The organism is Acidicapsa ligni, assembly GCF_025685655.1.
Lineage (GTDB): Bacteria > Acidobacteriota > Terriglobia > Terriglobales > Acidobacteriaceae > Acidicapsa > Acidicapsa ligni.
In genome coordinates, this window is the sequence record NZ_JAGSYG010000001.1 from 272,801 (window position 1) to 296,944 (window position 24,144).

At 55.5% G+C, this 24,144-nt stretch carries 17 protein-coding genes and 1 pseudogene; 8 read left to right on the forward strand and 10 right to left on the reverse strand.

Features of this window, described 5'->3' with window-relative positions:
* Window positions 1-127: 127 nt before the first annotated feature.
* Window positions 128-1,408 (reverse strand): serine hydroxymethyltransferase, encoded by a 1,281-nt coding sequence (gene glyA, locus OHL19_RS01090; protein WP_263355730.1) that lies wholly within the window; start codon window positions 1,406-1,408, stop codon window positions 128-130.
* Between the two features lie 115 nt (window positions 1,409-1,523).
* Here glyA and OHL19_RS01095 point away from each other — a divergent pair, with 115 nt between their 5' ends.
* The 5 genes from OHL19_RS01095 to OHL19_RS01115 all read left to right on the forward strand — a co-directional run bounded on the left by OHL19_RS01095 (window position 1,524) and on the right by OHL19_RS01115 (window position 6,200).
* Complete coding sequence (locus OHL19_RS01095; protein ID WP_263355731.1) at window positions 1,524-2,351, forward strand: DUF1223 domain-containing protein; 828 nt, start codon at window positions 1,524-1,526, stop codon at window positions 2,349-2,351.
* 9 nt (window positions 2,352-2,360) lie between these two features.
* A complete protein-coding gene (locus OHL19_RS01100; protein WP_263355732.1) occupies window positions 2,361-3,296 on the forward strand; it encodes a M23 family metallopeptidase in 936 nt (311 codons plus the stop codon).
* A gap of 206 nt (window positions 3,297-3,502) precedes the next feature.
* Window positions 3,503-4,099 carry a hypothetical protein gene (locus OHL19_RS01105; protein ID WP_263355733.1) on the forward strand — a complete coding sequence of 199 codons (597 nt, stop codon included), beginning with the start codon at window positions 3,503-3,505 and terminating at the stop codon, window positions 4,097-4,099.
* A 57-nt stretch (window positions 4,100-4,156) separates the two neighbouring features.
* Window positions 4,157-4,801 carry a hypothetical protein gene (locus OHL19_RS01110; protein WP_263355734.1) on the forward strand — a complete coding sequence of 215 codons (645 nt, stop codon included), beginning with the start codon at window positions 4,157-4,159 and terminating at the stop codon, window positions 4,799-4,801.
* Complete coding sequence (locus OHL19_RS01115) at window positions 4,794-6,200, forward strand: Dyp-type peroxidase (RefSeq protein WP_263355735.1); 1,407 nt, start codon at window positions 4,794-4,796, stop codon at window positions 6,198-6,200. Before OHL19_RS01110 ends, OHL19_RS01115 begins: the two co-directional genes overlap by 8 nt.
* Before the next feature lie 16 nt (window positions 6,201-6,216).
* Here OHL19_RS01115 and OHL19_RS01120 read toward each other — a convergent pair whose 3' ends face one another.
* Entirely contained in the window at window positions 6,217-7,494 is a 1,278-nt protein-coding gene (locus OHL19_RS01120) for an alpha/beta hydrolase family protein (protein ID WP_263355736.1), read from the reverse strand.
* A gap of 132 nt (window positions 7,495-7,626) precedes the next feature.
* On the opposite strand from OHL19_RS01120, the gene OHL19_RS01125 reads away from it, so the two are divergent.
* From OHL19_RS01125 to OHL19_RS01135, 3 genes are all read left to right on the forward strand, one after another.
* On the forward strand, window positions 7,627-8,604 hold the full coding sequence (locus tag OHL19_RS01125; protein ID WP_263355737.1) for a hypothetical protein: 978 nt from the start codon (window positions 7,627-7,629) through the stop codon (window positions 8,602-8,604).
* Window positions 8,601-9,275 (forward strand): class I SAM-dependent methyltransferase, encoded by a 675-nt coding sequence (locus OHL19_RS01130; RefSeq protein ID WP_263355738.1) that lies wholly within the window; start codon window positions 8,601-8,603, stop codon window positions 9,273-9,275. Before OHL19_RS01125 ends, OHL19_RS01130 begins: the two co-directional genes overlap by 4 nt.
* 216 nt (window positions 9,276-9,491) lie before the next feature.
* On the forward strand, window positions 9,492-10,358 hold the full coding sequence (locus OHL19_RS01135; RefSeq protein ID WP_263355739.1) for an inositol oxygenase: 867 nt from the start codon (window positions 9,492-9,494) through the stop codon (window positions 10,356-10,358).
* A gap of 49 nt (window positions 10,359-10,407) precedes the next feature.
* Here the strand turns inward: OHL19_RS01135 and OHL19_RS01140 are convergent, their stop codons facing one another.
* The 8 genes and pseudogenes from OHL19_RS01140 to hemB form a co-directional block, all read right to left on the reverse strand.
* Window positions 10,408-11,703, reverse strand: a complete 1,296-nt coding sequence (locus tag OHL19_RS01140) for a GRP family sugar transporter (protein ID WP_263355740.1) — start codon at window positions 11,701-11,703, stop codon at window positions 10,408-10,410.
* Window positions 11,703-13,466, reverse strand: coding sequence for a tetratricopeptide repeat protein (locus OHL19_RS01145; RefSeq protein ID WP_263355741.1), 1,764 nt, complete (start codon window positions 13,464-13,466; stop codon window positions 11,703-11,705). The genes OHL19_RS01140 and OHL19_RS01145 overlap by 1 nt, the downstream gene beginning before the upstream one ends.
* Window positions 13,466-14,575: a tetratricopeptide repeat protein gene (locus tag OHL19_RS01150; RefSeq protein WP_263355742.1), complete on the reverse strand. Its 1,110-nt coding sequence runs from the start codon at window positions 14,573-14,575 to the stop codon at window positions 13,466-13,468. Before OHL19_RS01150 ends, OHL19_RS01145 begins: the two co-directional genes overlap by 1 nt.
* 80 nt (window positions 14,576-14,655) lie before the next feature.
* Window positions 14,656-17,643 carry a TonB-dependent receptor domain-containing protein gene (locus OHL19_RS01155; protein ID WP_449701825.1) on the reverse strand — a complete coding sequence of 996 codons (2,988 nt, stop codon included), beginning with the start codon at window positions 17,641-17,643 and terminating at the stop codon, window positions 14,656-14,658.
* Between the two features lie 405 nt (window positions 17,644-18,048).
* Window positions 18,049-18,378 (reverse strand): annotated as a pseudogene (locus tag OHL19_RS22975) (carboxypeptidase-like regulatory domain-containing protein); the annotation flags it as partial.
* A gap of 920 nt (window positions 18,379-19,298) precedes the next feature.
* Complete coding sequence (locus OHL19_RS01160; RefSeq protein ID WP_263355744.1) at window positions 19,299-20,978, reverse strand: multiheme c-type cytochrome; 1,680 nt, start codon at window positions 20,976-20,978, stop codon at window positions 19,299-19,301.
* 121 nt (window positions 20,979-21,099) lie between these two features.
* Window positions 21,100-22,851, reverse strand: a complete 1,752-nt coding sequence (locus OHL19_RS01165; protein ID WP_449701826.1) for a CRTAC1 family protein — start codon at window positions 22,849-22,851, stop codon at window positions 21,100-21,102.
* Window positions 22,852-23,141: 290 nt separating this feature from the next.
* Window positions 23,142-24,128: a porphobilinogen synthase gene (gene hemB, locus OHL19_RS01170; RefSeq protein ID WP_263355746.1), complete on the reverse strand. Its 987-nt coding sequence runs from the start codon at window positions 24,126-24,128 to the stop codon at window positions 23,142-23,144.
* Window positions 24,129-24,144: the final 16 nt, after the last annotated feature.

Below are 24,144 nucleotides of genomic sequence, written 5' to 3' on the forward strand. Positions count from 1 at the left end.
AGGATGGCGGAGTTCGCGGTGGTGCGCGATCATTTTCTCAAATGACGGCACCACCTGTGACTCGACGGTCAGCGACTCGACCACGTGCGTTCATGCGACGCGCGAAGGCAAATGATTTCTGAACCGCCTAAGCTACGACGGTTACGCCTTGCCGCTTCCATGCATAGAGCGGGAACTTGTTCGCCGTCTCTGCTACTTCGCCTCGGATTTTTTCAAGAACACTGTCGTCTGTGCGGTTCTCAAGCGCCTTGGCAATCCACAGGGCAATCTGGCGCATCTCTGGCTCTTTCATGCCTCGCGTGGTCAAGGCCGGGGTGCCAATGCGAATACCGGAAGGCTTGAGTGGCGGATTGACGTCGTATGGAATCGCGTTCTTATTCACCGTGATTCCAGCCTTGCCCAGCGCCAGTTCTGCTTCTGAACCGAACATGCCCTTGCTGAAAACATCCACCAGCATCATGTGGTTGTCTGTGCCGCCGGAGATGATGCGGTAACCGGCCTCCTGCAGCGCATTCGCCAGAGCCTTGGCGTTGAACACGACTTGATGAGCGTAGCCGGTGAACTCGGGCTGTAAAGCCTCTTTGAATGCGACTGCCTTGGCCGCAACGATGTGCACCAGGGGGCCACCCTGTTGACCGGGGAAGACTGAGCGGTCGATTCCCGTGGCTAGCTCCTGCTCGGCGAGAATGAGCCCGGAGCGTGGTCCACGCAGAGTTTTGTGGGTCGTTGACGTCACAATCTGCGCGTGCGGGACTGGAGAAGGATGTGCGCCGCCCGCGACCAGGCCGGCGATATGCGCCATATCGATCAACAACTTTGCGCCGACTTTGTCCGCAATCTGCCGCATACGGGCGAAATCCCAGATGCGCGAATAGGCGCTTGCTCCGCCGATGATCAACTTGGGGCGCTCGCGTACGGCGATCGATTCCAGCTCGTCGTAGTCGATCGTTTCGGTATCTTTGCGAACGGTATAGAACGTTGGCTTGTACAGCTTGCCGCTAAAGCTCAATTTGTGCCCATGCGTGAGATGACCACCATGCGCCAGATCTAGGCCGAGAATGGTGTCACCCGCCTCCAGAACACTCATATAGGCTGCGGCATTGGCCTGCGAGCCGGAGTGCGGCTGCACGTTGGCGTATTGCGCGCCGAAAAGCTGCCTGGCCCGATCACGCGCCAGATTTTCTACCACATCGGAGTATTCGCAACCACCGTAGTAGCGCTTCCCCGGATAGCCTTCTGCGTATTTATTGGTAAACACGCTGCCGGCCGCCTCCAGCACTGCCTCGGAGACGAAGTTTTCGCTGGCAATCATCTCCAGGCCCTCGTGCTGGCGGAGTGTTTCGTGATCAAGGGCGGCGGCGACCTCGGGGTCGGCCTGGGCTAGAGAGAGTTGGGCGCGGTCAGTCATATTTAAATTTTAGCGCGGGTACTTCGTTCACGACGCGCTTTTTCCCCTGTAACCTCTTGTAACTTTTGTCCGTTGCCACGATCTTACAAACGTAGGTACCCCGGGGAGAAGTAACGTGAAGCATCGCCTGTTGAATCCCGTGACTTTAGCAGCCGTTATAGCTATCTGCATCCTGCTGGGCACGGGTGCATTCACACGTGTATGGACTCCGGTTCATGCGGCCATTCTTACACCCGTCGTTCATGCTAGTGTCGATGGGCGATCTCAGCCGGTTCTCGTCGAGTTATTTACCTCTGAGGGTTGCTCAAGCTGTCCGCCAGCCGACGCGCTACTGGGCCAGCTCGATACGGAGCAGTTCGCTGCTGGCGCACAAGCGATCGTACTCAGCGAACATGTCAGTTACTGGAATGATCTTGGCTGGCATGATCCGTTTTCGTCACAGGCTTTTACTGACCGCCAGAATGAATACGGCTCTCGTTTTAGTTTGTCGGGCGTGTACACGCCGCAGGCGGTGGTCGACGGGGAATACGAAGTGGTCGGCAGCGATCGAGCAAAGCTCGTACATGCGGTTGAGTCAGCCGCGACGAAGCCAAAAGTCCTGATCTCGCTTGAGGATGTGCGGTGGTCAGACAATGCTGTGACGGCACAAGTGCAAACAGGCGCGTTTCCAAAGGCGATTCTCATGGCTGCGCTGGCGGATGATTCCGACCGATCCTCTGTGCTGAGAGGTGAGAATCAGGGACGCGATCTGCGTCATGTCGCGGTGGTCCGTACTCTTATCGAAATACGCAAAACGGCTGGCCCGCTGGATAAACTTCCGATTCGAATCAGCTTACCAGCAGGGGCTCATCCTCAAAGCAAGATGCGTCTTGTTGTATTCCTGACAGATGGTCATACGGGCCATGTTCTTGGCGTTGCGATGCAGGCGATTCCGATAGGTTAGGCTGGCGATATGGCTTTTCGTTTTCGCCTCGCTGCTGCGGTAGCAATTCTGCTCACGACCTTTTCGCCTTATGTTATCGGTCAGCCTGCAGGCCGCATGAAGACTGCTGCGCAGCCCCGCACTCCGTCCGGTCCGGCTTCCGGTCCGGTTACTTTGACACCAGCGGTCGTCGAGGCCGGTTCGCCTGAGCTGATCCGCGTAGACGCACCGACTGCTACGAGCGTTGAGGGTGAGTGGTTTGGGCATAAGTTACAGTTCTTTCGAGCACACAATAGCCGCGCCTGGTACGCGCTTGCCGGGGTCGATGTGGAGGCAGCAGCCGTACCCACGACTCTGCGCATCACAGCTCATCTCAGGGAAGACAGGGCGCGGGATCTGTCCACACAGGTAGCCATCCATGCGGCACATTATCGGACTGGATCACTCTCCGTCGCGCCAAGGTTTGTCGAGCCTGGGCCTGAAGAGATGAAGCAGATCGATTTGGCATCCAAGGCCAAGGAAAAAGTGTTTGCGACAACAGCAGATAGACCGCTCTGGTCGGGTAGCTTTGTCGCTCCGGTGAGAGCTGCGCCGACGGATAGCTTTGGCACACGACGCATGTTCAACGGGAAGCTGGCGAGCATTCACAAAGGCATGGATTTTCGCGCTGCATTCGGTACGCCGATCATGGCGGGAAACTCCGGTGTGGTTGTACTCGCGCAGCCGCTCTACTACGAAGGCAACTGCGTCATGATTGATCATGGCCTGGGGCTGATGAGTATTTCCATGCATCTCTCGCGGATCGACGTAAGACCGGGCGAGCATGTCTCCCAGGGGCAGCGTCTTGGTCTTAGCGGAGCGACTGGTCGCGTCACTGGTCCGCATCTGCACTGGGCTATTCGCTGGCAGGGGGCGATGCTTGACCCCGCGAAATTACTGCGCCTCGATCTCGACAAACTGCCGTAAGCAATCTCTATAAGTCGTTCGATAGGCAGGAAGACAAGATAGAAATATTGAACACTCTGACATTTTTCTATACAGAGAGCGTTCGGTCTGGCACAATTTCTTGACTTTCCAGCTTCGCTCTTTTCATTGCTCAAATAACTGGTCATTGCTCAAAATAACTAGGTCCGGGCTCTGTTATCTGGCAATTTGATGCCACCAGGAGCAGAATGAGCAACATCAACGGCAAAGTCTACGCAATGAACGCCATCACGCCGATGCGGCCGTGGAAGACGTGGATTCTGCGTGCAATCTTCTTTGTTCTGGACCATATCAAGCCGCTGCAAGCCGACCTGATCAATCTATCTTTCATCCAGTTTGCACGCTGGGTTATCGTACCCCGCAATCGCTTTCCACATCTGGATGAGTCGCAGAAGCAGGAGTCACTTCAGTATGACTATCTGCTGTTTTTCAGTAACTTCAACGGAACCTGGAATCAGTACATCGATGCATTCTCTGCGGTACTGAGCAAGGGTCTAGACCTTATTTGGCGTTGGAGTGAGAAGTTCCCTGGCTCTACGCCGGTCACGATCTTCAAGGAATACATTGCTCGTGTGCAATTCGACACCGACTACTACTACACTGCCTATCCGAATGCGACGGCTAACGATGTCAAGTCTGCCCATATCGTCGTGCAGGCAGTGAATACTCTTAGCCATGATGCTCAATCGCTTTCACCGGAGCAGTTTCGCGACGCCTATCTTGAGTTTCTAATTTCCGTACAGGCGCACCTTGGAGATACAGGTGAAGCTCCAATCGTTTTTTAGCGGAACGTAACAGGCAGGTAACTGGCAACAAGTCAGGACCACGAGTAAGGAAACGCTATGTCCAATCAGAATGGCAGAGTCTACGGCCTCACGCTGCTGTGCCCCATCCTGAACGATGTGCACGCATCACCGTCCCATGACTTGCAGATTCGCGCTTATCTTGCTGCGCTGCCGACAGGTGCTGAAAGCCCTTTCGCTATTGCCTCCGGCACACATCTGGCTCGCCTGGTGGTCATGGACGATGTTATCTATGTCGGCGCGCCCGCTCATGAGGAGCATCTCCACTCGAAATATCTCATCTTCGAGGCAAACATAGATGCTATCGGCGATGCAGGCCTCGACAGTTATCTCACGGGGCTGGCCAATCTTGCTTCACAGCACCTTGACGCTATCTGGAAGCACTGCACCGGCTATCCTGGAACAAGTAACTTGCCGGACTTTTTGAGTTATATGAAAGCCTGCCGGATTGAGACTACTTTCTTCTTTGCTGCGACCAATGATAAGAGCGTTCCTGAGACATTAACTGCTCTCCAAACGCAGCGTGCCATGGCAGATTTTATCGTTAAACACCAGGGCATGGCAGCGGCCGAACTCCAGCGCAGGTTTATAGATTTCGCGAGCAAACTCAGCACTGCACCGGTTCCTCCTCCGGCGATGGCTACGCATCGGCGTGACATTCAAACGGGAGGACGCAATGAGTAAGCTCAACGCAACGGATATTCAGGGCTTCGTTCTGCGCGGCTATAACATGCCCTATGCCCGTTACGGTTTTCTTCACTTTGAAAACTCAGCTCGTGCTCGTGATCTGATTCGCAGGCTTCTCGGCATCGTCACCACGGGGCGGTCGTGGGATCAGGGCAAGCCTCAAAGCACCGTTAACGTTGCCTTTACTTATCGAGGTCTCGTCAAGCTGGAGTTGCCAATTGCCACGCTCATCAGCTTTCCTGTTGAGTTCCAACAGGGCATGAAGGCTCGGGGAGGCATTCTCGGCGATACCGGGCTGAATAGTCATGAGCACTGGGACGAACTCTGGCGTAACGAGACACAGGTTCATGCATGGCTGGCTATCAACGCTCTTACTACCGACGCACTCGAAGCCCGCACGGGCCAGTTGCAGGAGCTGATGCAGGAGACCGGCGGGGCGCGCGTTCTGAGCTATCAGGATGCCGCGGCAATCGTCGAAGACGGCAAGGTCACACTCAAGGAGCACTTTGGATTTACGGATGGGTTTGGCAATCCAGACTATCTCGGCGTCTGTCGCAGCACCCAGCCAGGCCAGGGCAAGCTCATGCCCGATGGAAGCTGGGCACCGCTGGCTACTGGCGAGTTGTTGCTCGGCTACGCCGATGAGGCAGGTGAGTTGCCTGTTGCGCCGGTGCCGCACATCCTGGCCAGCAACGGCACGTTCATGGTCTATCGCAAGCTGCATCAGAACGTAGGTACATTTCGCCGCTTCCTCGATACGTGGGCAGCTCGTTATGGGGCGGGCGATAACTTCGCCAGGGAGAAGCTTGCGTCCAAGTTCATCGGCAGATGGCGCGACGGTACGCCCGTGGAGAGCTCGCCGGATAAGCCTGATCCTGCTATCGCACAAGACCCAAACCTGAGCACAAATTTTACTTACGGCGAGGATACTGCCGGTACGCGGTGTCCCATTGGAGCGCACATTCGCCGTGTGCATCCGCGCGATGCGTTCGGCTTTAAAGGCCGCCTGATCAATCGCAGACGCATCACCCGGCGCGGCCTGCCTTACGGCCCCTTTGCGTCGGAGAGTGACGCATCTCCTGATCTCGACACAGTAGAACGCGGCGTCATCTTCATGGCGCTGAATGCGAGCATTTCACGGCAGTTTGAATTTGTGCAGCAGCAGTGGGTCAATTATGGCAACGACGCCCATCTCGGAAACGAGAAAGATCTGCTGATGGGAAATCACGCTGCTGGAGAAAAGTACGTTATCCAGGGCGATACGAACCCGGCTAATCCGCCCTTTGTCTGCGCCCATCTACCCAACTTTGTCGAGCTGCGGGGCGGCGAATATTTCTTTCTTCCCAGCATTACGGCGCTGGGCATGATGGCGATGAATCTGGTCGATCCGCGCTGAACTTATTGCGTTGAACTTATTGCGCGATAAGTTCGTGATCCGGTAAAACGGCGGTTGGTTTTGGCCAGATTTTTTCTTTGGCCAGATCCCTGAAGGCACGATAGACAAAGGAGCCGAGATACCATCCGTCGATGTACTGGAAAGGTGTTTCGCCAGTGGTGTAATGGCCACACGGCAGTACGCGACGCTCAAAATCAAGCCCGTGCTCGCGGAATGATTTCACCACCTCAAGCGAGTACTCCAGTGGGAAGGTCAAGTCGTAGTTCGCGTAGATTAAGAGCACTTTTTTAGCGAACTCGGTCGACTGCTGGGCGGTGAATTTTTCGTAGTAATGAAACGGACTGACGCCGCCCCATAGCTCTCGCAGTTGGCCCTGCGTCAGCCCTGCCTGCTCCAGCGCCTGGCGAATATGCCGCGTGCTCTGACCTGCCCAGACCACATCTCCAAAAGCTGCCGAAGCGTGGTTGAAAGCGTTCACTTGAATGCGTTTATCGTGGGCGCTTGCCAGGAAGGTATAGCAACTGCCGAGGCTGGTGCCAAGGACGCCAAACTGCTCGTATCCCTGCGCCTCCAGCCAATCCACGCAACAGCGGATATCGACAACTGCCTGCCGCGTTGCCGAGAGCGTCCGCCCGATATTTGCGCTCACTGCGTAGTCCGAGCGCTCCAGTTCAGAGGGGCGGCGGATGTCATGGTAGGGCTTTGAGAGCCGCAGTGCAGAAATACCAAAGCGGTTGAAAAGCGAGCACAGGGCGTTGTGGCTGAAGGCGTCCGCGTTCCACTGCGGCATGACGACGATGGCCTGTTTTGGCTTGCCTGCCTGCTTCGCAGGATCTGCCGGATACCAGCGGGCGTTCACCAGGTCGTTTTCGGGATACGGTGTCCGCTCCGGCGAAGTGAATCGCAAAAACTGCGCTCGCGGGATCTTGCCTTCGGCGGCCATCTGCTTGATTCGGGAGTCTCTTTCCAGCGTCTCGGGCCGCACATTGGTGGGGAAGAGATGCGGATGGCGCTCCTCTAACCGGAAATCCGTAGGGCTGTCATAGCGAAAAAATCGATCGCTATCGGCGAGAATTGCCTGATTGATTTCCAGCATCAGGTCCATTCCTGAGTGGGAATCCAGGCTCAAATCGGCAGATAGACGCTCGGCCCGGCCAGTCAGACCGACCTCGCGCAGAAATGGCTGCAGCCAGTCGAAGCCCCACTCCAGCGGACGAACGATACGGTTTTCGTCGCGGGTTGTGAGGCGCGTTTCCCAACTGTACATCCAGCGCGCGTAGAGGTCTTTAAACATCAGAGACTTCAAGTTTATCAGCGGCGTGGGCAGTGGTGCGTGAATCTCCCATTTAACCGGATATCTGCCTGTAATGCCGAAGTTAGCGGTAGCGCGAAGAGAGAGCGCGCCGTGGAGTCGTAAAATCGAGACGTGGCTACTTTGTCCACCGTTCCCGCGCCGAAAAAGACCACAGCTCAGGCCTCGTTGGGCCGGGTCTTGTCTGGCCAAGTCTCGTCTGGCCAAGTCTCGTCAAGTCAGGTCGCGTCATTTGCATGGGCCCGGGTTGCTGGCGGTTTCTCGCATCTGGCGGCGCTCTGGCATCTGACCAGCCTGGACGCTCCGACGGTTGCCGTCACATGGGCGCTGGCTTTTGCCTGGGCTGTGCATATTAGCCTCCCCATCTGGCTGCCGGCCATTCTGGCGCTTACGACATGGACGATTTACATTGGCGACCGCCTGCTCGATGCGAAGCGGGCACAGCATTCGCTGCGTGCACGCCACCATTTTCATTGGCGGCACCATCGTATCTTTGTCCCTGTCGCCATTGCTTCCGCACTGGCTGCACTGGCGCTGGTTCTGTACTACATGCCGATTGCGGCCCGTACTCGCAACTCTGTGCTCGCTGCAGTCACGCTTGCCTACTTTACGGGAGTCCACAGCGATCGGCGAATCTCCGTCCGAAGCTTTTTCGCCCGCATTGTTCCCGCAAATTTTCCAATGAAAGAGCTCCTCGTCGGCGTTATCTTTACCCTGGCCTGTGCGGTGCCGACCCTGACGCGCATGATTACGAATCGGGTGGAAATGCTCCTGCCGATTCTATGTTTCATTGCATTGGCATGGCTCAATTGCCGGGCTATCGAAGTCTGGGAGACTGCGCCTGAGCGGCAGCTTCGCTCCGGTAGAACATTCCTGGCCGCTATGGTGCTGATGAGCATCGCGTTGTTCAGCGCTGGAATCGCGGTCGGCTTTCACCAGCTACACGCTGGCGCACTGCTGGCCAGTGGAGCACTCAGCGCTGGACTTATCGGCATTCTGGATCGGAATTCATGCAGCCTGAGCCCGGTGATGTTGCGCACTATCGTGGATCTTGTCCTGTTGACGCCGTTGATTCTGCTGGCTATCGGATGACGCAGGATCCGAAATTTCCTACAGCGAACTTCAACCGCCTCGCCCACGTTTATCGCTGGATGGAGTACCTGAGCTTTGGCCCCTTCCTGTCGCGATGCCGGTTTCGCCTTCTGCCGCAGCTCAATAATTGCCGCAAAGCTTTAGTGCTGGGCGATGGAGATGGCCGCTTTACCGCGCGGCTTCTCGATCGTCATCGCAACATCCGTGTCCACGCGCTGGATGCCAGCGACGCCATGCTTGCCTCTCTCAGGAAGGCTGCGGCGCAGGATAGAGACCGGTTGGATACCGACTGCGTTGACGTGCGCACCTGGCAACCGCTTACTGGGCAACCGCCTGCGGGGAGAAATTACGACTTGATCGTCACCCACTTTTTCCTCGATTGTCTTGCGACCGAGGAAATCGCCGATCTTGCCTCGCGTCTCGATCCTGTTACCTCGCCGGGTACACTCTGGGTGGTATCGGAGTTTTCTATTCCCAAAGGCTGGTTTGGGAAATTGGTCGCGATGCCGCTGGTTGCGATTCTTTATCGCAGTTTCCATTGGCTGACGGGTCTCGCGCAACAGACTTTGCCGGACTATCGCTCCGCCCTGGCGCGGGCTGGGTGGAAGCTGGAGGGTGAGCAGACATACCTTGGCGGTCTGCTCGTCAGCCAGTTATGGCGGCGAAATTAACGGAAATACAACAGCAAGGTGATTCCTGCCGCCAGCACCACGACCGGAACCCAGAATTGCACATCTCTTAGTATTTTTTTGACCACTTTTCTGCCCTTTCTAAAAAACGAGTTGGAGGAACGGACCATCCTGTTGCGTGAGGTATTGCACGTGCATTCTCTTCAAGACTAATATTGCTCGTGAACGCCTTTATAGGGCGAGCCGGAGGATCAAGCCATGCACGCAATCGTTGCTCCAGATGTTATCGCCGATGCCGCCCAAGTGGAAGAGCAATGGGATGAGTTCGTTACCGGCCGCTACCGTGAGGGTAAATCGGAAGCCGAGTTTCGAGTTTACGACGCCACTGCAAATCCCACAGTAGCCGAATTTTATCGTCTCAACCACCAGTTCCAGACCTATGATTTTGTCCTGGCCAAAGAGGCGGAGTATTTGCCGCTGCAAAAGGCAGAGATGAGCATCTGGGAGGCGGCCGAGTTTCTGAATACGCTCGTTGACGACAGCGACCCCGACACCGACCTCACCCAGATTGAGCATCTGTTGCAGACCTCAGAAGCGATCCGCGCCGATGGCCATCCACGCTGGATGGTTGCTGCCGGGTTCGTCCATGATCTGGCAAAGGTTCTTTGCCTGTGGGGCGAGCCGCAGTGGGCGGTCGTTGGAGATACGTTCCCGGTGGGATGCGCCTATTCTGAGCACATTGTTTTTCCGGAGTATTTCGCCGCGAATCCGGATCGGACTAACGCCATCTTCCAGACAAAATATGGCGTCTATGAGCCGAATTGTGGATTAAGCAACGTCCACATGTCCTGGGGACACGATGCTTACGGAGCCAAGGTCATGGAGCCGTATCTTCCGGAAGAAGCCATCTACATGCTTCGCTATCACTCGTTCTACGCGGCGCACAAGCATGGAGCGTATGACTACCTGATGTCCGCGCATGACCGTACCATGTTCGAGTGGGTCAACAAGTTCAACCAGTATGACCTGTACTCCAAGGGCAGACCGAAGCCGAATCTTGCAGAAGTCAAGCCTTACTATGACGCTCTTTTCCAGGAATTCTTCCCGGCGCGCATAGCCTGGTAATTCGCTGGTCGTAGTGATCGTAGCGCCTCAGCGGGGATACCGGCATCTCCTAGAAGAAGCCGGTATCCCGCCAGAGTCTCCAGCCTGCTCCTGCCAGGAATACAAGGCTCACGGCAGAGAGCCCTATTACCCAGCGCATGTTCATGGTGATTGCGGGTATTTGCGCCCAGCGGCCAAGCGCGACAAAGATACACACGGCAACTGCAACGATCAGATAATCCCACCAGCGGCGCGCGCCGGTAGTGGATGACTCGCCCAATCCCACCAGAGACAACCGGGTCTGCTCATAGTTCAATCCATAGTGCTGGCACTCGCGGTTGAGGGCCATATCGGTCGAGTGATGCTCCTCGCTGGATGCGGCAGCGGTACTGATCGCCAGGGCGCCAAGGATCATGATGATCGATCCGCCTACGACTAGCAGAACATGCGTTCTATCCGCATTAGCCAGTTCGCCGAAGACAAGCGCTCCCCATGCCAGACCCCATAGCTGATTGGTATTCGACAGCGGAATGCCTCGGCCGATCCCGATATATTTCGTTGCGTATTGCTGAAAAAGGTCGCCGACGACCCAGCAGAACCCACCCAGAAAAAGCCAGAAGAGAACACCCTTGGCGTTGATCAGCTCCTGACGGATGTGGGTCACTCCCCCGCCCAGCGTGATCGCGAGTGTAAACATCGTGATCAACTCGCCGATGGTGAAAACGGTCACAAACGAAAGCGGATTCATGCCGCTCAGGTAAGCCTTTTTGTATGGAACATACATCGTTCCCCACATGAAGCTGGCTCCGAGCGCCGCCAGCAGGCCCGCTACCGCGTGCGTCGACTGCTTGCCGTCGGCTCCGCTTGCACCGTGCAGCAAACTGAAACCCAGCATAATCGCTGCCGCCACAATAGCCACCGCGCCGCCGATTACCTTGAGCCAGTTCGTGGCCGAGGCACCGCGAAGTTCGCGAAACAGCAGGCATCCCCAGAGGATTCCGATGAGGCAATTGGTATTCCACAACGGGAACGCCACGGCAAGGCCGACATTGCGAATCGCAAAGACGGTCAGCGTATTGCCCACAGCCCAAAGCGCTCCCGCCAGTATCGCCCAGACGATCAGGTGCGGCTTGCTTCGCAGATCGGTGAAGACGTAGGAAGTGCCGCGCAAGAGCGTGGGGAAAGTCCAGCGAGCAACGAACACACCGGCCACCATACACAGTGAGACGGTGAATGGCGATAGGCCGGCGAGAACCAGCTTTGTAGGCGCCTCAGCTCCGCCGAGCCATGCTCCAGCGGCAATTCCACAGATTACTCCCAGCAAATGAAGCTTAGTTGCCCCTGAACGAACCTGGTCTCTCGCCACTACTTCTCCTTAGTCTCGGCCTTGACTCTCTCTGCTTCGGCTTCAGCCATGCGACCCTGACGAGTATAAGCGACTGCCAGCTGTTGATGCGCTTCTGTGTATCCTGGGTCGGCGGCAATTGCTTCCATATATCGTTCTACCGCATCGGCGACCTGTCCGCGCAGGAGCAATTGATTACCCGCGTTGGTGTTCAACATGGCTCGCTGGTGATTCACTGCCGACCGGCTCAACTGCGCCGCGATTTTGCGTTCGGCCGTAGCCTCATCATGCTTGCCCTGCTCGGACAGCACCCCGGCAAGCGTGATGTGCGGACCGGGCTGATTCGGCAGTAGCTCCACGGCCTTTCGCAGCGCCGCTACTGCATCGTCAGGCCGATTAAGCTGCTTGAGTACGCTGCCCAGAATCGCCCAGCAGTCTCCGTTTTCTGGACGAAGCCCAAGCGCTACATGTAACTGGGTCGCCGCTTCCTCCAGACGACCCACCTGCATATACAGGATTCCAAGCGTATACGGTGGGTCGGACAGAGTGGGATCGAGGCTAGCTGCCCTGCTCAGTTCGACAATGGCGTCATTGACACGATCTTTGAGTTTGTAAGCCAGCCCCAGGTCGTAATGCAGTTGCGGATTGGCCGAGTCCAGTGTCCGTGCCTTTTCAAACTGCGCAATGGCGTTGTCGAAATCCGACTGCTGAAGATAAGCCACTCCCAGATCCTCATGCACGACCGGATCGTTTGGCGTGATTGCCAGCGCCTGCTCGTAAAACGGAATCGATTCGCGCGCTTTGCCTGTCTCGGTTAGCGCCAGCGCGAGATTTGTGAATGCCGTAGCATTCTTCGGCTCCTGCTCCACTGCCTTGCGAAACAGCGGGATGGACTCCTCCTGTTTACCGAGGCGCTGATGGGCCATTGCCAGTGCCAATGCTGCGCCGCGCAGGTCTGGACTTAGTTTCAATGCCTCTTCAAGATGCGGCACGGCTTCAGTATCCTGCCCCGAAGCTGCCAGCACTCGGCCCAGCTCAAATTGGGTCATCGCATTTGTCGGAGCCAGTTCGACGGCTTTGTCTAGCTCTGCCAGGGCAGGCCCGTATTGCTTTTCCTCTCCGAGCGTGACGCCGAGATGCATGTGGGCCGCGATGGAAACTGGCCCCGAGGGGCTGTACTGCAAAGAATCGCGGAAAGCTGCCTCTGCTTCATGCCAGCGACTCTCCTGGGCCAGCAATGAGCCGAGCTTATCCAGAATTTCGGCCTGCCGTTCCAAATCCGGCTGAGGAGCAGCTCCCGTTGCCGTCAGTGCTGCGCGGAACTGTAACTCAGCCTCCGGCAGCTTTCCTGCCGACACATAACTTTGCGCCAACGCTTCCTGCGCCAACGAAAGATTCGCGTATGTCATCGCGTCGCCGGGCTTCAATTGCAAGGCTATTTGCAACTCCGGAATCGCTTCTGCCGGCCGCGCCAATTGCACCAGAATCGCACCCAGTGCGAGATGCGCCTCCGGCAACCGTGGTGCAAGATGTACCGCTTCTACGAAATTGCTCCGTGCCGCTTCCATGTCGCCCGCCTGCATAGCGGCATAACCGGCATGAAACGCTGCATCCGCACCCTGCAAGGCAGCCGCCTGCTGGGTCGCATCAGACTGGGTTTGATCTTGCATCAGCGGTGTCTCGGCTCGCGCGGAATGGCTTCCGCAAAAACACGCGCCTGAAAGACACACGCCGGTGATCGCCAGGAGCCCTGTAAGTCGTAGAACATCGAGCTTTCTCTGCATTACTTTGGCTGCTCCGGCTTTGAATCACCCTTATGCTGGATATCGATCGCCAGCTTGTATTCGCGGTTTGCGTCTGCCACTTGCCCCAATGCCCGATAGGCCTGCCCAAGAAAAGTATGCGTCACATAATTGTCCGGGTCCATGGTTACAGCCCTGTTCAGATAATGAACAGCCTGAATAGGCTCGCCCAGCTTGATCAGCGCTTCACCCAGCAGAATGTAAGGGCCGGTCGTATTGGGTTCCAGAAGGATGGCCTTGTTCAAAGCCTGTCGAGCTTCTTCGAACTGGCTGTTACGCACATAGGCATCTCCCAACCGGTCGTACATGGCTCCGTTTAAAGGATTCAGCTTGTGCTCTGCCTCCAGCTCTTTTATCGCCAGAGGCAGGTCCGCTTTGGCTAAAGCAACCTCTCCCAATAGCTGGTGAGCCAGAGGGAGCGATGGATTCAGCTCAATCGCTTTTTGCGCGAAGATAGCCGCTTCCTCTACGAATTCCCGCCGCAGGAATAGACGCGCTGCCACCAGATATGCTTCCGCGGAATCGGCACCGAATCCGAACTGCGCAGCGAATGCTCGTCGCGCATCGTCATAGCGCCCGGTGTCGGTATAACACAGGCCTAATACATACTTCGGATCCGTGTTGATCGCCGGACTCGCAACTGGACTTGCGACTAGGCTCTCGCCGCCTTCACTCGCCGACGCGATCTTTTGCTCCCCATTGGAACTCTCCAGAAAAGGGATTGCATCTTGAGGTCTCCCGAGTCGATAGAGAGTGATTCCGAGCATCTCCTTCGCTTCCTGATCCGTTGCATCCTGCGCCACCGCTCGGGCGAATGCGGTTGCAGCATCGGGAAGCAATTCTTTTTGATAAAGGATGATTCCGCGCAGCCGCTCTACTTCCGCAGCCTCGGGCTCCGCCTTGCTTAGACCGTCCAACTCTGCGAGCGCCTTTTCAAGATGCCCCTGTCTGGCTAGAGCTTTTGCGCTTGCAAGCGTGGCAGAGCTGGTACCCGATGCGTCCACACTTGTATCCACGCTGGCCGTAGGATTTTGCGCCAGGGCAAGCGAGATACCCATTGCAAGCAACCCTGCGATTCCGAAAGTCCTCATGGCCATATCCAAAACCAGTCTATTCTCCACAATAAAAATGGGGAGCCGAAGCTCCCCATTTGTGTATTTCCGGCTGACTGTTAGAAGGTAGTTTTCAGCGAGAACTCCAGGTAACGAGGTCCCGGCCCGGGTGCTTCGCCAGTGATCGTACCCGCCGAAAGAACGTTGGTGCTCGGCAGGCCAGGATTGATGTGGTTCACGGCATTGTAGGCATCGAAGCGGAACTTCATGTTGACCTTCTCCCAGATTTGGAAGCTCTTCTGCAACGACAAATCCGTGTTGTAGAAACCAGGTCCCCAATAGGTGTTTCGCCCGTTGTTTCCGATATTGTCCAATCCGGCATCGGAGAAGATTCCACCGCCCAAAGTCTGGGCCTGGAAGAACGTTCTCGTTGCCGAAGTAGGATCGAAGCTCGACGCATGTGTACTCATGCGGGCTCCGGTCTTGTTTGGATAACATGGCGCCGATGAAGGCAGATCGTTCGCAGTCTGCATGGTGCCATCTGCAGCCGTATACGAGAATTTGCAATTGATGTTCGGCGACCACGGCAGGCCGCTGGACATGTTTAACGTGCCTGACAACTCATAACCGCCGATGAGCAGATCGGTCGCCCGATTGACTCCTGGAGCGAACATCTTCCCTTTACCGAATGGGAGGTCATAGCTCCCGTACAACGTAGCAGCATTCTGTCGAACATTGCTGTCACGTCCGTAAGCGACTCGCTTGCTCCAGGTCGCATACTGACTGTTGGAGTCGAAAGCGCTGGCCCACTGATAATTGGCGGTTACGGCCAGGCCTTTCCACTGCTGTTGAGCCAGCGTAACTTGCAAGGCATTGAAGTTCGTGTTTTGGTCATCTCCGTCGTATTGGATACTCTGCGACCAACCGCATGATCCTGCAGGCAAGCCGCCCGGCAGGTTCGAATCTATCGGTGGCGCATACGCAGGATCGGAGCAGGCAGCCAGCTTTCCACCGTAATAACGTTCCAGGTATGTCTGGTTTGAGGTAGCCCCTGTTGCATCTGGCACAGAGGGAGCACGTGGATCCCAATGCAGCGTCTGACCGTTGATGCTACCCAGTGTTGTAGAGCCAATCTTGGATTGACCAGGAAGAGAAATGGCCGCTTCATTTGGATTCGTATTGTTGCCGTCGCCATCGCTTAACGTATGTGTTCCCTTGTTTCCAACATAAGCAATCGTCAGAGACAGGGTAGGCGTCAGAGCGCGTTGCACACTGAGGTTCCACGCATCCAGTGTCGGGAATTGAAGCGGGTTAGGACGTGCCTTGGAACCAACAGTTGAGCCGGGATTCGGAAGCAGTCCGCTAGAGGGCACGGCTGGCGGCGTATAAAGCACGGGACCACCGGTGGCCTTTGGTTGACCTGCTGCGACATTGTCCTGAATGCACCCAGGGTTTTCTGCTGGAGAGCCAAGGCAGAACGCCTCGCCCGTAATGGAGTCTGCCGCGTTACTGATGCTCTGGTTAGCCAGAACTGGCAGGTTCTGTGTGACCGTATGGCCAAAGATTGAACCGAATACGCCAAGGTCAAAGCTGCGCCCGTAACCGGCACGAACGACAGTCTGCGGATTTACCTGGTATGCAACGCCGATACGCGGTTCAAACTGCTTTTTCTTGTTCAGTTGCCAATCCATGTTGGAGCCAATGCCGCCTACCCCAGCCACGTGCAGATAACCATCATTCAAGTTCATCAGAGAGCCATTGCCCGGACCATTGACGGTCTCCGGGAAATACAGCTCCCAGCGAACGCCCAGGTTCAGAGTCAGCTTACTGCTGGCGCGCCACGTGTCTTGCGCGTAAAAGAAGACTCTCTTTTGGAACTCCTTCGCATTTGTCGAGGTAGACACATAGCGATTGAAGCTGGTCACATCGCCGAGAGCCATGGTTGCGAATCCCAGACCATCTGATCCATTGCTGGATGTCGGCCCGGTGCCAAAGTTCAGAACGCCGGCGCGATCGTTATCGGAAGGTACGCGGAGGTTGCGGCCATAGCGAAGGTCGCCACCAATCTTGACTGAGTGATTACCGATAGTCTTGGTCCAGTTGTTTACGATCTGGAACTGATCTTCACGCTCGATGAGTGGGCAGTTGCAACGGCTGACGCCCAATCCGTCGCCCCAGAGCGGCTGGTGAGCACCGCCTGCCAGCGTTGTACCGAGGAAGCCAGGAGAACCACCAGTAATCGTCGTTCCAAGATTGATGCCCGGAATTCCCAATGTATTGGCGAACTCCGTGCCCTGATCATTCTTCTGGTCATTGATGTTGTAGCGCAGATAGCCAAGGCGCAGATCTGTGATCAGCTTCGGATTGAATACATAGTCCGTGCCAACAGCCACGCTATCGTCGGCGCTGGTAGATTGCCCACCGTAGCCGCCAATTCCAAAGCCGGGACCACCTGCGGGACCGTACATTTGCGCACCACTCAGCGTATTCGTCCAGCGAGAGAACCGGACAAATGCGTTCATCCTCTGGCTGATCGTGTCGTCAACGCGCGTGGTCCACATGTCACTGTTGAAAAGGCCTGTTCCGCTCCCCTTGGAGTTTCCGTCGAGACCATTCAACGCGCCGCCAGTCTCAAGCTTGGTGAAAGGCTCCAATACAGTAAGAAGGTTTTTGAATTGAGTAGAAACCATTGCTGCTGGAATTACGTTGCCGGGGTAAGCCACCGGGCTACCAGAAGTATTGTTGAAGATTTGGCCTTGGCCGGTAGGCAGGTTAGCCAGGTATTCGCTGAAATCGCAACCCGCGATGCCGCTTGGACCTACTTTATTGCCAAGGCATGTCTCGGTCAGCAACTGCGAAGGAAGAGTGTTGACTTCGGACGTTCCCACCTTCTGGCGCTGGCCTTCATAGCTGCCGAAGTAGAACAACCTGTCCCGAATGACTCGCCCACCGATCGAACCGCCGAACTTGTTCTTCAACCCAGGCGGAATTACTCCGGGTGTAGGCGGCTGGGAGAATGGCTCACGGGCGAGATTGGCGTTGCCGGTGCGGAAGTCGTAGGCGCTGCCATGAATGCTGTTGGATCCGGATTTGGTCTGGACGGTCATGACGGCCGAAACAGCTTTGCCCAACTCGGCGTCAAAATTCTGCGTAGTGATCTTGGCTTCGGTGATGGAATCCAGCGAGGGATTGACAACGATAATACCCAGGATCGGATCCTCGTTGTCGGTTCCATCTAACTCATACGCAACGCCGCCGAAAGCCTGACCATCGATCTGAATCTGCTTGGAGGCCTGCGGGTTTTCATCCGCGGCGTGCGACCAGCCCAGGAGCTGCGCGCCTGGCAATAGCAGTTGCAGGTTTGTGAAATTTTGATCGCCAACGGGAAGATCGGAAACCTGCTGAGAATCAAAAATAGTAGAAACGTCGGCGCGGTCAGTCTTCAACTGAGGAACTGCCTCGGCGTTGACCTCAACTGTTTCTGCGCCGCCCCCGGCAACTTCAAGAGCCATATCGACTCGCGGAGCAGTGTCTGCAAGTACGGTCACACCCTTGGTGATCGAACTCTTGAAACCTTTGATTTCGATCTTTACATCGTAGGTATCCGGAACAAGATGCGATACGGTGAAGTCGCCAGATCCGTTGGTTGTTGCAACCTCCACGGTTCCCTTGGCTTCGTCTGTCACCGTTACCGTTGCCCCTGGTACTACGGCCCCGGTCTTGTCCGTCACTGTGCCAAAAATCGATCCGTAAACCGATTGGGCGCACACGGGTGCGTTAATGAGCAGGCAAACGGTGGCGAGGAGTGCCGTTCCGAATGCTGCCCGCAAGTACTTAGTCATTGCGGTCTCCTGAAATTGTTCAATCCGTTATGGATCAACTTTTGTTCTGCATGCCTGAAAAGTTTTCGTCTGCTTCTGTCATCGCATCGCGGCTGCAGTTGGCCAAGGTCAAAACACTGGCGCCTGCAATCTGCGTGTATGTACAGAGATCAACGGAGCACTTTCCACCGCATGCGAACAATCCCGGCGAGTCCTGCCACGTTGGCTAAGCCCGCTCTCTATCTTGTTACTCATCGACGAATCTCTAGCTTCGAGTCTCGATTCGAAGGATGGTTTTTCCCGAATGCACATCACCCCAAAGTTTGCTGACGGAGTCAATCAAAAGATGCACTTCGGAATACCGCCGAACGATAGAGTAAAAGTTAGACCGCTGTCAATCCCTTCAATGCCAAAAATATTACTCGTGTGCAGCAATCTGTAACGGTAAATTCTGTAAGCGTTTCCAATATCTTTTCGGGTGCTTTCTACCCTTGGTTTAGCTTTTAGTTATTAAGAAAACCGATTAACTAAGGCAATTATGAACGCCGTTCCCGCATCTTTTATTGAGGATCTCTGCCTTAAGGCATCCCTTGACTTAGCCTTTCCTTACAATGCTCGGCACGATACTCGGCGTAACAAAGGAAGGATGCACACTATAAATTGCCCGGGCATTTGATAGTCAGGAGCCAGGTCATAAAACGACCCTTCGCACGGCCTGATAAACGACAGTTAGTGCGTTTCAACAAACGCTGAGTAAATGCCTTTACTTATGCTCTAAGTTCAAGTTTTTTTGAACAGGCATTTGGAGATATATAGACCTGTCTAGTTCGATCTTTGAGACGTGTTTGGGAAGCTTAACCGTGCCATCCTGACACAGATTTTATGTACTCTCTGGTATGCATTTCCTGCCACACCGTATCTACTCGGGAAGATGAAACCGATCAGGGTTTGGAGCAGCTACGTCTTCCTGACTGTATCTCCCGCAAGAGTACCTTGGCTGATTCATGGTCCGGAGAAAATTGTAGAATTCTGTTTAGAGTGCGCAATGCTGCCTCCCGCTGGCCGACGCCACACTCCACAATTGCCAGGTTCATTCCGGCGCGCAATTCCACTGGGTCGTCTTGAAAAGCCTGCTGCCAGAGATCGATTGCCGTGCCGTATTTCTTCTCTCCAGCTTTGAGAAGCGCGAGATTTCCCGCGGCAAAAGCATCGTCGGCATCTGCCTTCAGTGCTAATCCGTACTCGCGTCCAGCTGCATCGTTATTCGCCGCGAGCTGATCCAAAAATCCAAGCTGATCGTGCAGCTCGTGATCGGTATCTGCTTCAGGATGCTTTTCTGCGCTCTGGAGTAACTCGTGTGCGCGCGTTGCCGCATCCCGATCCCCCCCTGCCGCCATCTGGGCATAGGCCAAACCGAGATCGCGTTCCGATACTTCGCTTCCGAGCATCGTTGCTCCAACAGCAACCAGAGGCCCTGTTTTAGCTGGAGGCACATATCCGCTCGCTGCAATGCGAAGAATACGGTGATCCGTCACCTGTTCATGCGCAATGTCGTTCGATGTATTGCGAGACATGTGGCAGGAAACACAATCTACATTTTCTGGATGGTGGGTCTTCACAAATGTCGCGCCGCTGGCGGTTGCGCTTCCGCTTGCTCCATGACATTGGAGGCAGCGCGCCCGGTAGAATGCGATCCTCTCCGGCTGGCTCAACGTGTCCGTTGTACCATGCGGATCGTGGCAACTGGTGCATGTCAGCTTGTCTCCTGCGCCACGCTTACACGCGCTTTGCAACAGGGCTTCCCACTGGCTTGTGGCGCGTCCACCTGAGCCTGCTTCAGCTTTGTGAACGAAGAAACTCGCGTAGTCAAAGATGCTTTCTCCTGGATGAAAATCCACCAGGCGTCTGCCTTGATGAACTATGGCTGCCTGCCCCTCCAGATGACAGTTCAGGCAAATCGAATCCCGCTGCGCAGGTTTCAACTCGTTCAGATTTGTCATTGCCTGTTTTCCGCGCGAAGCTATATGCGATTCGGAGTTGCCGTGACATGCTTCGCACGTGATCCCGCCATGAAGGAATGGCACACTCGCATATTTGTTTCGCGCTTGCGGCAACGATGGTTGCGCCGATGAAGCATGGCAGCGCAGGCATCCAGGATCAACCGGAAGAGTCAACGGCATTTCGCTTGCAGTCAGATAATTGGGAGCCATGTCCCAGACCTGCTTCTTCGCGTACCAGTTAATAGGAATCTCGAACCAGTAACCCTCGTCCTCGAAGAGATACGTTCGACCACGTTTGCCGGAGCCGAGAAAATACTTCAGCTCTCGTCGCCCTTGTAGTGCTTGCCCTGTCGAACCAGTTGTCGTGTCTCTCTCAAATGAGAGCCAGACACGCCTATCTTCTTCTGAGATTCGGTACGAGATGCCGGAGGCCGGATGCGTAAAACTCGCGGGCATAAAGCCATCTATCGCGAGTCCGCTGGCACGGGCCATCGGCGTAGTGCGATAGCGCTTGTAGATAGCCTGATGGCATTTGGCGCATGCCGCATTGGGATCGGTCAGTTGAAACGTCGCCGCATCGGATGAGATTTTGCCTGCGGAAACTGCCGAGGGCCAACCCATCGCGAGACAGGTTATCGCTATTCCGAGAAGAACAAATCCGAAGTGTTTTTTTGAGAACAGGGTCTACTCCACGCGCTCTCGCTGCCATCCATACCGTATATCTATAACCCTTCTTCCTGCATCAGCTTTTCTTCTTTTCTCCAAACGAGTCTGTCTTCAATATCTTCCCGCCTTCCTGGATGACAAACAGCTTGTTCACCTCAAGATCCTTCAATATATCTACAGCTCCAGACGGCCACCTAATCTCCAGCACATCGACTTTCCTCGCCTGATCCAAACCAAAATGCACACGGAGATCGTTCTGCGAATAGTAACTTCCACCGGAGCGCACTTCATCTATCTGGACCATCGGCTTCGTTGCCTTTGGGTCAGTCTGCGCAGTCACCATGAGTCGCGCGCCAATACCTGCACGATTGCTCTTCGTCCCTACTGTGCGCACCTTGATCCAGTTGCGATTCCGAGTGGTGTCGTCCGTCCAATTGCAGCGCAGTAGCTGCGGACTGCTGTTGACGCAGTTCACCACCACATCCATGCGCCCGTCGTTGTCATAATCGCCAAAGGCGCAACCACGTGCAGCCGCTGCATCGGTTATGCCGCTTCCTCCAAGTTTCGTTACTTCTTCGAACTGACCATTTCTCAGGTTGCGATAGAGATACTTGTGTTCGGCATAAGGAGCATCGATGTGCGTTCCATCTACCTCTGGATAGACGTGTCCATTGGAGATCAAAATGTCAGGCCAGCCATCGTTATCCATATCGAGAAAGCCGACGCCCCATCCAAGATAGCGTGTGTTGATTCCAAGGCCGGATAGATAAGTATGATCTTCAAACGTTCCATCGCCTAAGTTGAGATACAACGAATCGGTATCTCCGGCGAAGTTGGTTTTGACGATATCCAGGAGTCCGTCGCGATTGAAATCTCCAAGCGATACGCCCATGCCCGCTTGCGGCTTGCCATCGGGAGAGTATGCAATTCCGGCTTCAATTGCTACATCCTTGAATGTGCCGTCTTTTTGATTTTGATAATAGGTGGCGGCAGTTGAATCGTTCGCGACATAAATATCCGGCCAGCCATCGTTGTCGATATCACCGACTGCAACGGAGAGAGCGTATGTTCCGATAGTGTCCCACATACCTGCTTTTTGACTGACGTCGGTAAAGGTGCCGTCACCGTTGTTGTGATAGAGCAGATTTTTTCCACCCTCCAAACCCGGCGGCCCGCAAGCGACAGTGATGCCCTTGTAAGCGCACCCGGCATCCTCGGGCAGAGGCGCTGTCTTTAAATCAAAATCAATGTAGTTGCCGACAAACAGGTCGAGATGCCCGTCCTTGTCGTAATCAAGAAAAGCGCAACCGGAATTCCATCGCAACTTAGACTGCAACAATCCAGCTTCTTTGGTGACGTCGGTAAAGGTGCCATTGCCGTTGTTTTTATAGAGCGCATTCTGACCGTAATAACTGATGAATAAATCATTCCATCCATCGTTGTTATAGTCCCCGACGCAACAGCCCTGTCCCCATCCGGAACGCCCCAGCCCGGACTTTGCCGTTACATCGGTAAAGGTGCCGTCGCGGTTGTTTTTGAAGAGATGACAGACCGGCTCCTGCCCTTTGGGAAAGCCTTCCAGACGCCAGCCGTTCACCAGAAAGATATCGAGCCAATCGTCATGGTCGTAGTCGAAGAAAGCTACGCCGCAGCCCGTGGTCTCCAACAGATATTTGTTCTTATGCTCGCCGCCGTAGATGGTCTTTGTTGTCAGCCCGGACTCTTTGGCCACATCGACAAAACTGAGCCCCAGCGGTGTACCGGCTATGGGAGAATTCAATCCGCCGGGAGCAGCCTTCGCCTGTGCTTCGTAGCCCGGACGCGCCATTCCGGCTGCGGGCTTTTGCTCAACGGCCTGCCCAAGTGCCGGACGCGCCAGGTGCAACACATCTTCCAGCGAAAGCACCAACGCAGTTCGCGACAGTGACTTTAGAAATCCTCTTCGCGACCAATCCTGCGACCCATCGTGTGAAAGGGGCAAACCATATCTCCTCGTGCGTCACGGATTCCTGGACCGATCTGCACGCATCGAAGTATATATCCACCTCGCTCTGCGTCAGGTTCTCCACCGCAAGCCTCCGCCATAAGATGGAGAGGATTTACGGAGAGCATTCGCGGCTAAAGCACTCGCGCTGCTTCTTTCGCGAAGTAGGTCACGATGAAATCCGCACCGGCGCGGCGTATTCCCACCAGAGACTCCAGCATGGCGCGCTCCGGCTCCAGCCAGCCCCGGGCAAAGGCCGCCTGCAGCATCGAATATTCTCCTGACACCTGGTAGGCGCCCATCGGCACATCGTATCGTTCCCGCGCGGCGCGAATCACGTCCAAGTAGGGCATTGCCGGCTTCATGAGAATCATGTCGGCGCCTTCGCCGAGATCCTGCTCAATCTCTCGCATTGCCTCGCGAATGTTAGCTCCATCCATCTGATAGCTGCGCCGGTCGCCGAACTGCGGAGCCGAATCTGCAGCCTCACGAAACGGTCCATAAAATGCCGATGCAAACTTGGAGGCATAGCTCAGAATTGGCGTCTGCTCCAGTTCATCGTCATCCAGTGCGCGGCGAATTTCAGCGACACGTCCATCCATCATGTCGCTTGGCGCAACGATATCCGCTCCAGCCCTGGCAAGACTTGCCGCCGTCCGGCCCAGCACATCGACCGAGGCATCATTTTCGACCTCATAGCCGTCGCTTGTTTCGGTCACGATGCCGCAGTGCCCGTGGCTGGTGTATTCGCAGAGACACACATCGGCGATCAGAACCAGTTTTTTCGAGGCGGACGTAGCCTTCAATGCTCGCAGACCGCTCTGCACGATCCCGGAATCGTCCCACGCGCCTGTCGCCGCTTCGTCCTTCGTTTCCGGAAGCCCAAACAGCAGAAGGCCGCCCACTCCTAGCTGCGCGGCTTCTTCCGCTTCTTTCACTGCTTCATCAATCGACAGGTTGAAGACACCGGGCATGGAGCTGATTTCGCGCCGTACGCCCTCGCCCGGACACAGAAACAACGGATAGATCAACTGGCCTGGTTCTAGCCTGGTCTCGCGTACCAACTGCCGCAAAGCCTCGGTGCGCCGCGTTCTCCGCATACGGATCAAAGGAAATTCCATACTCCGATTCTATCCT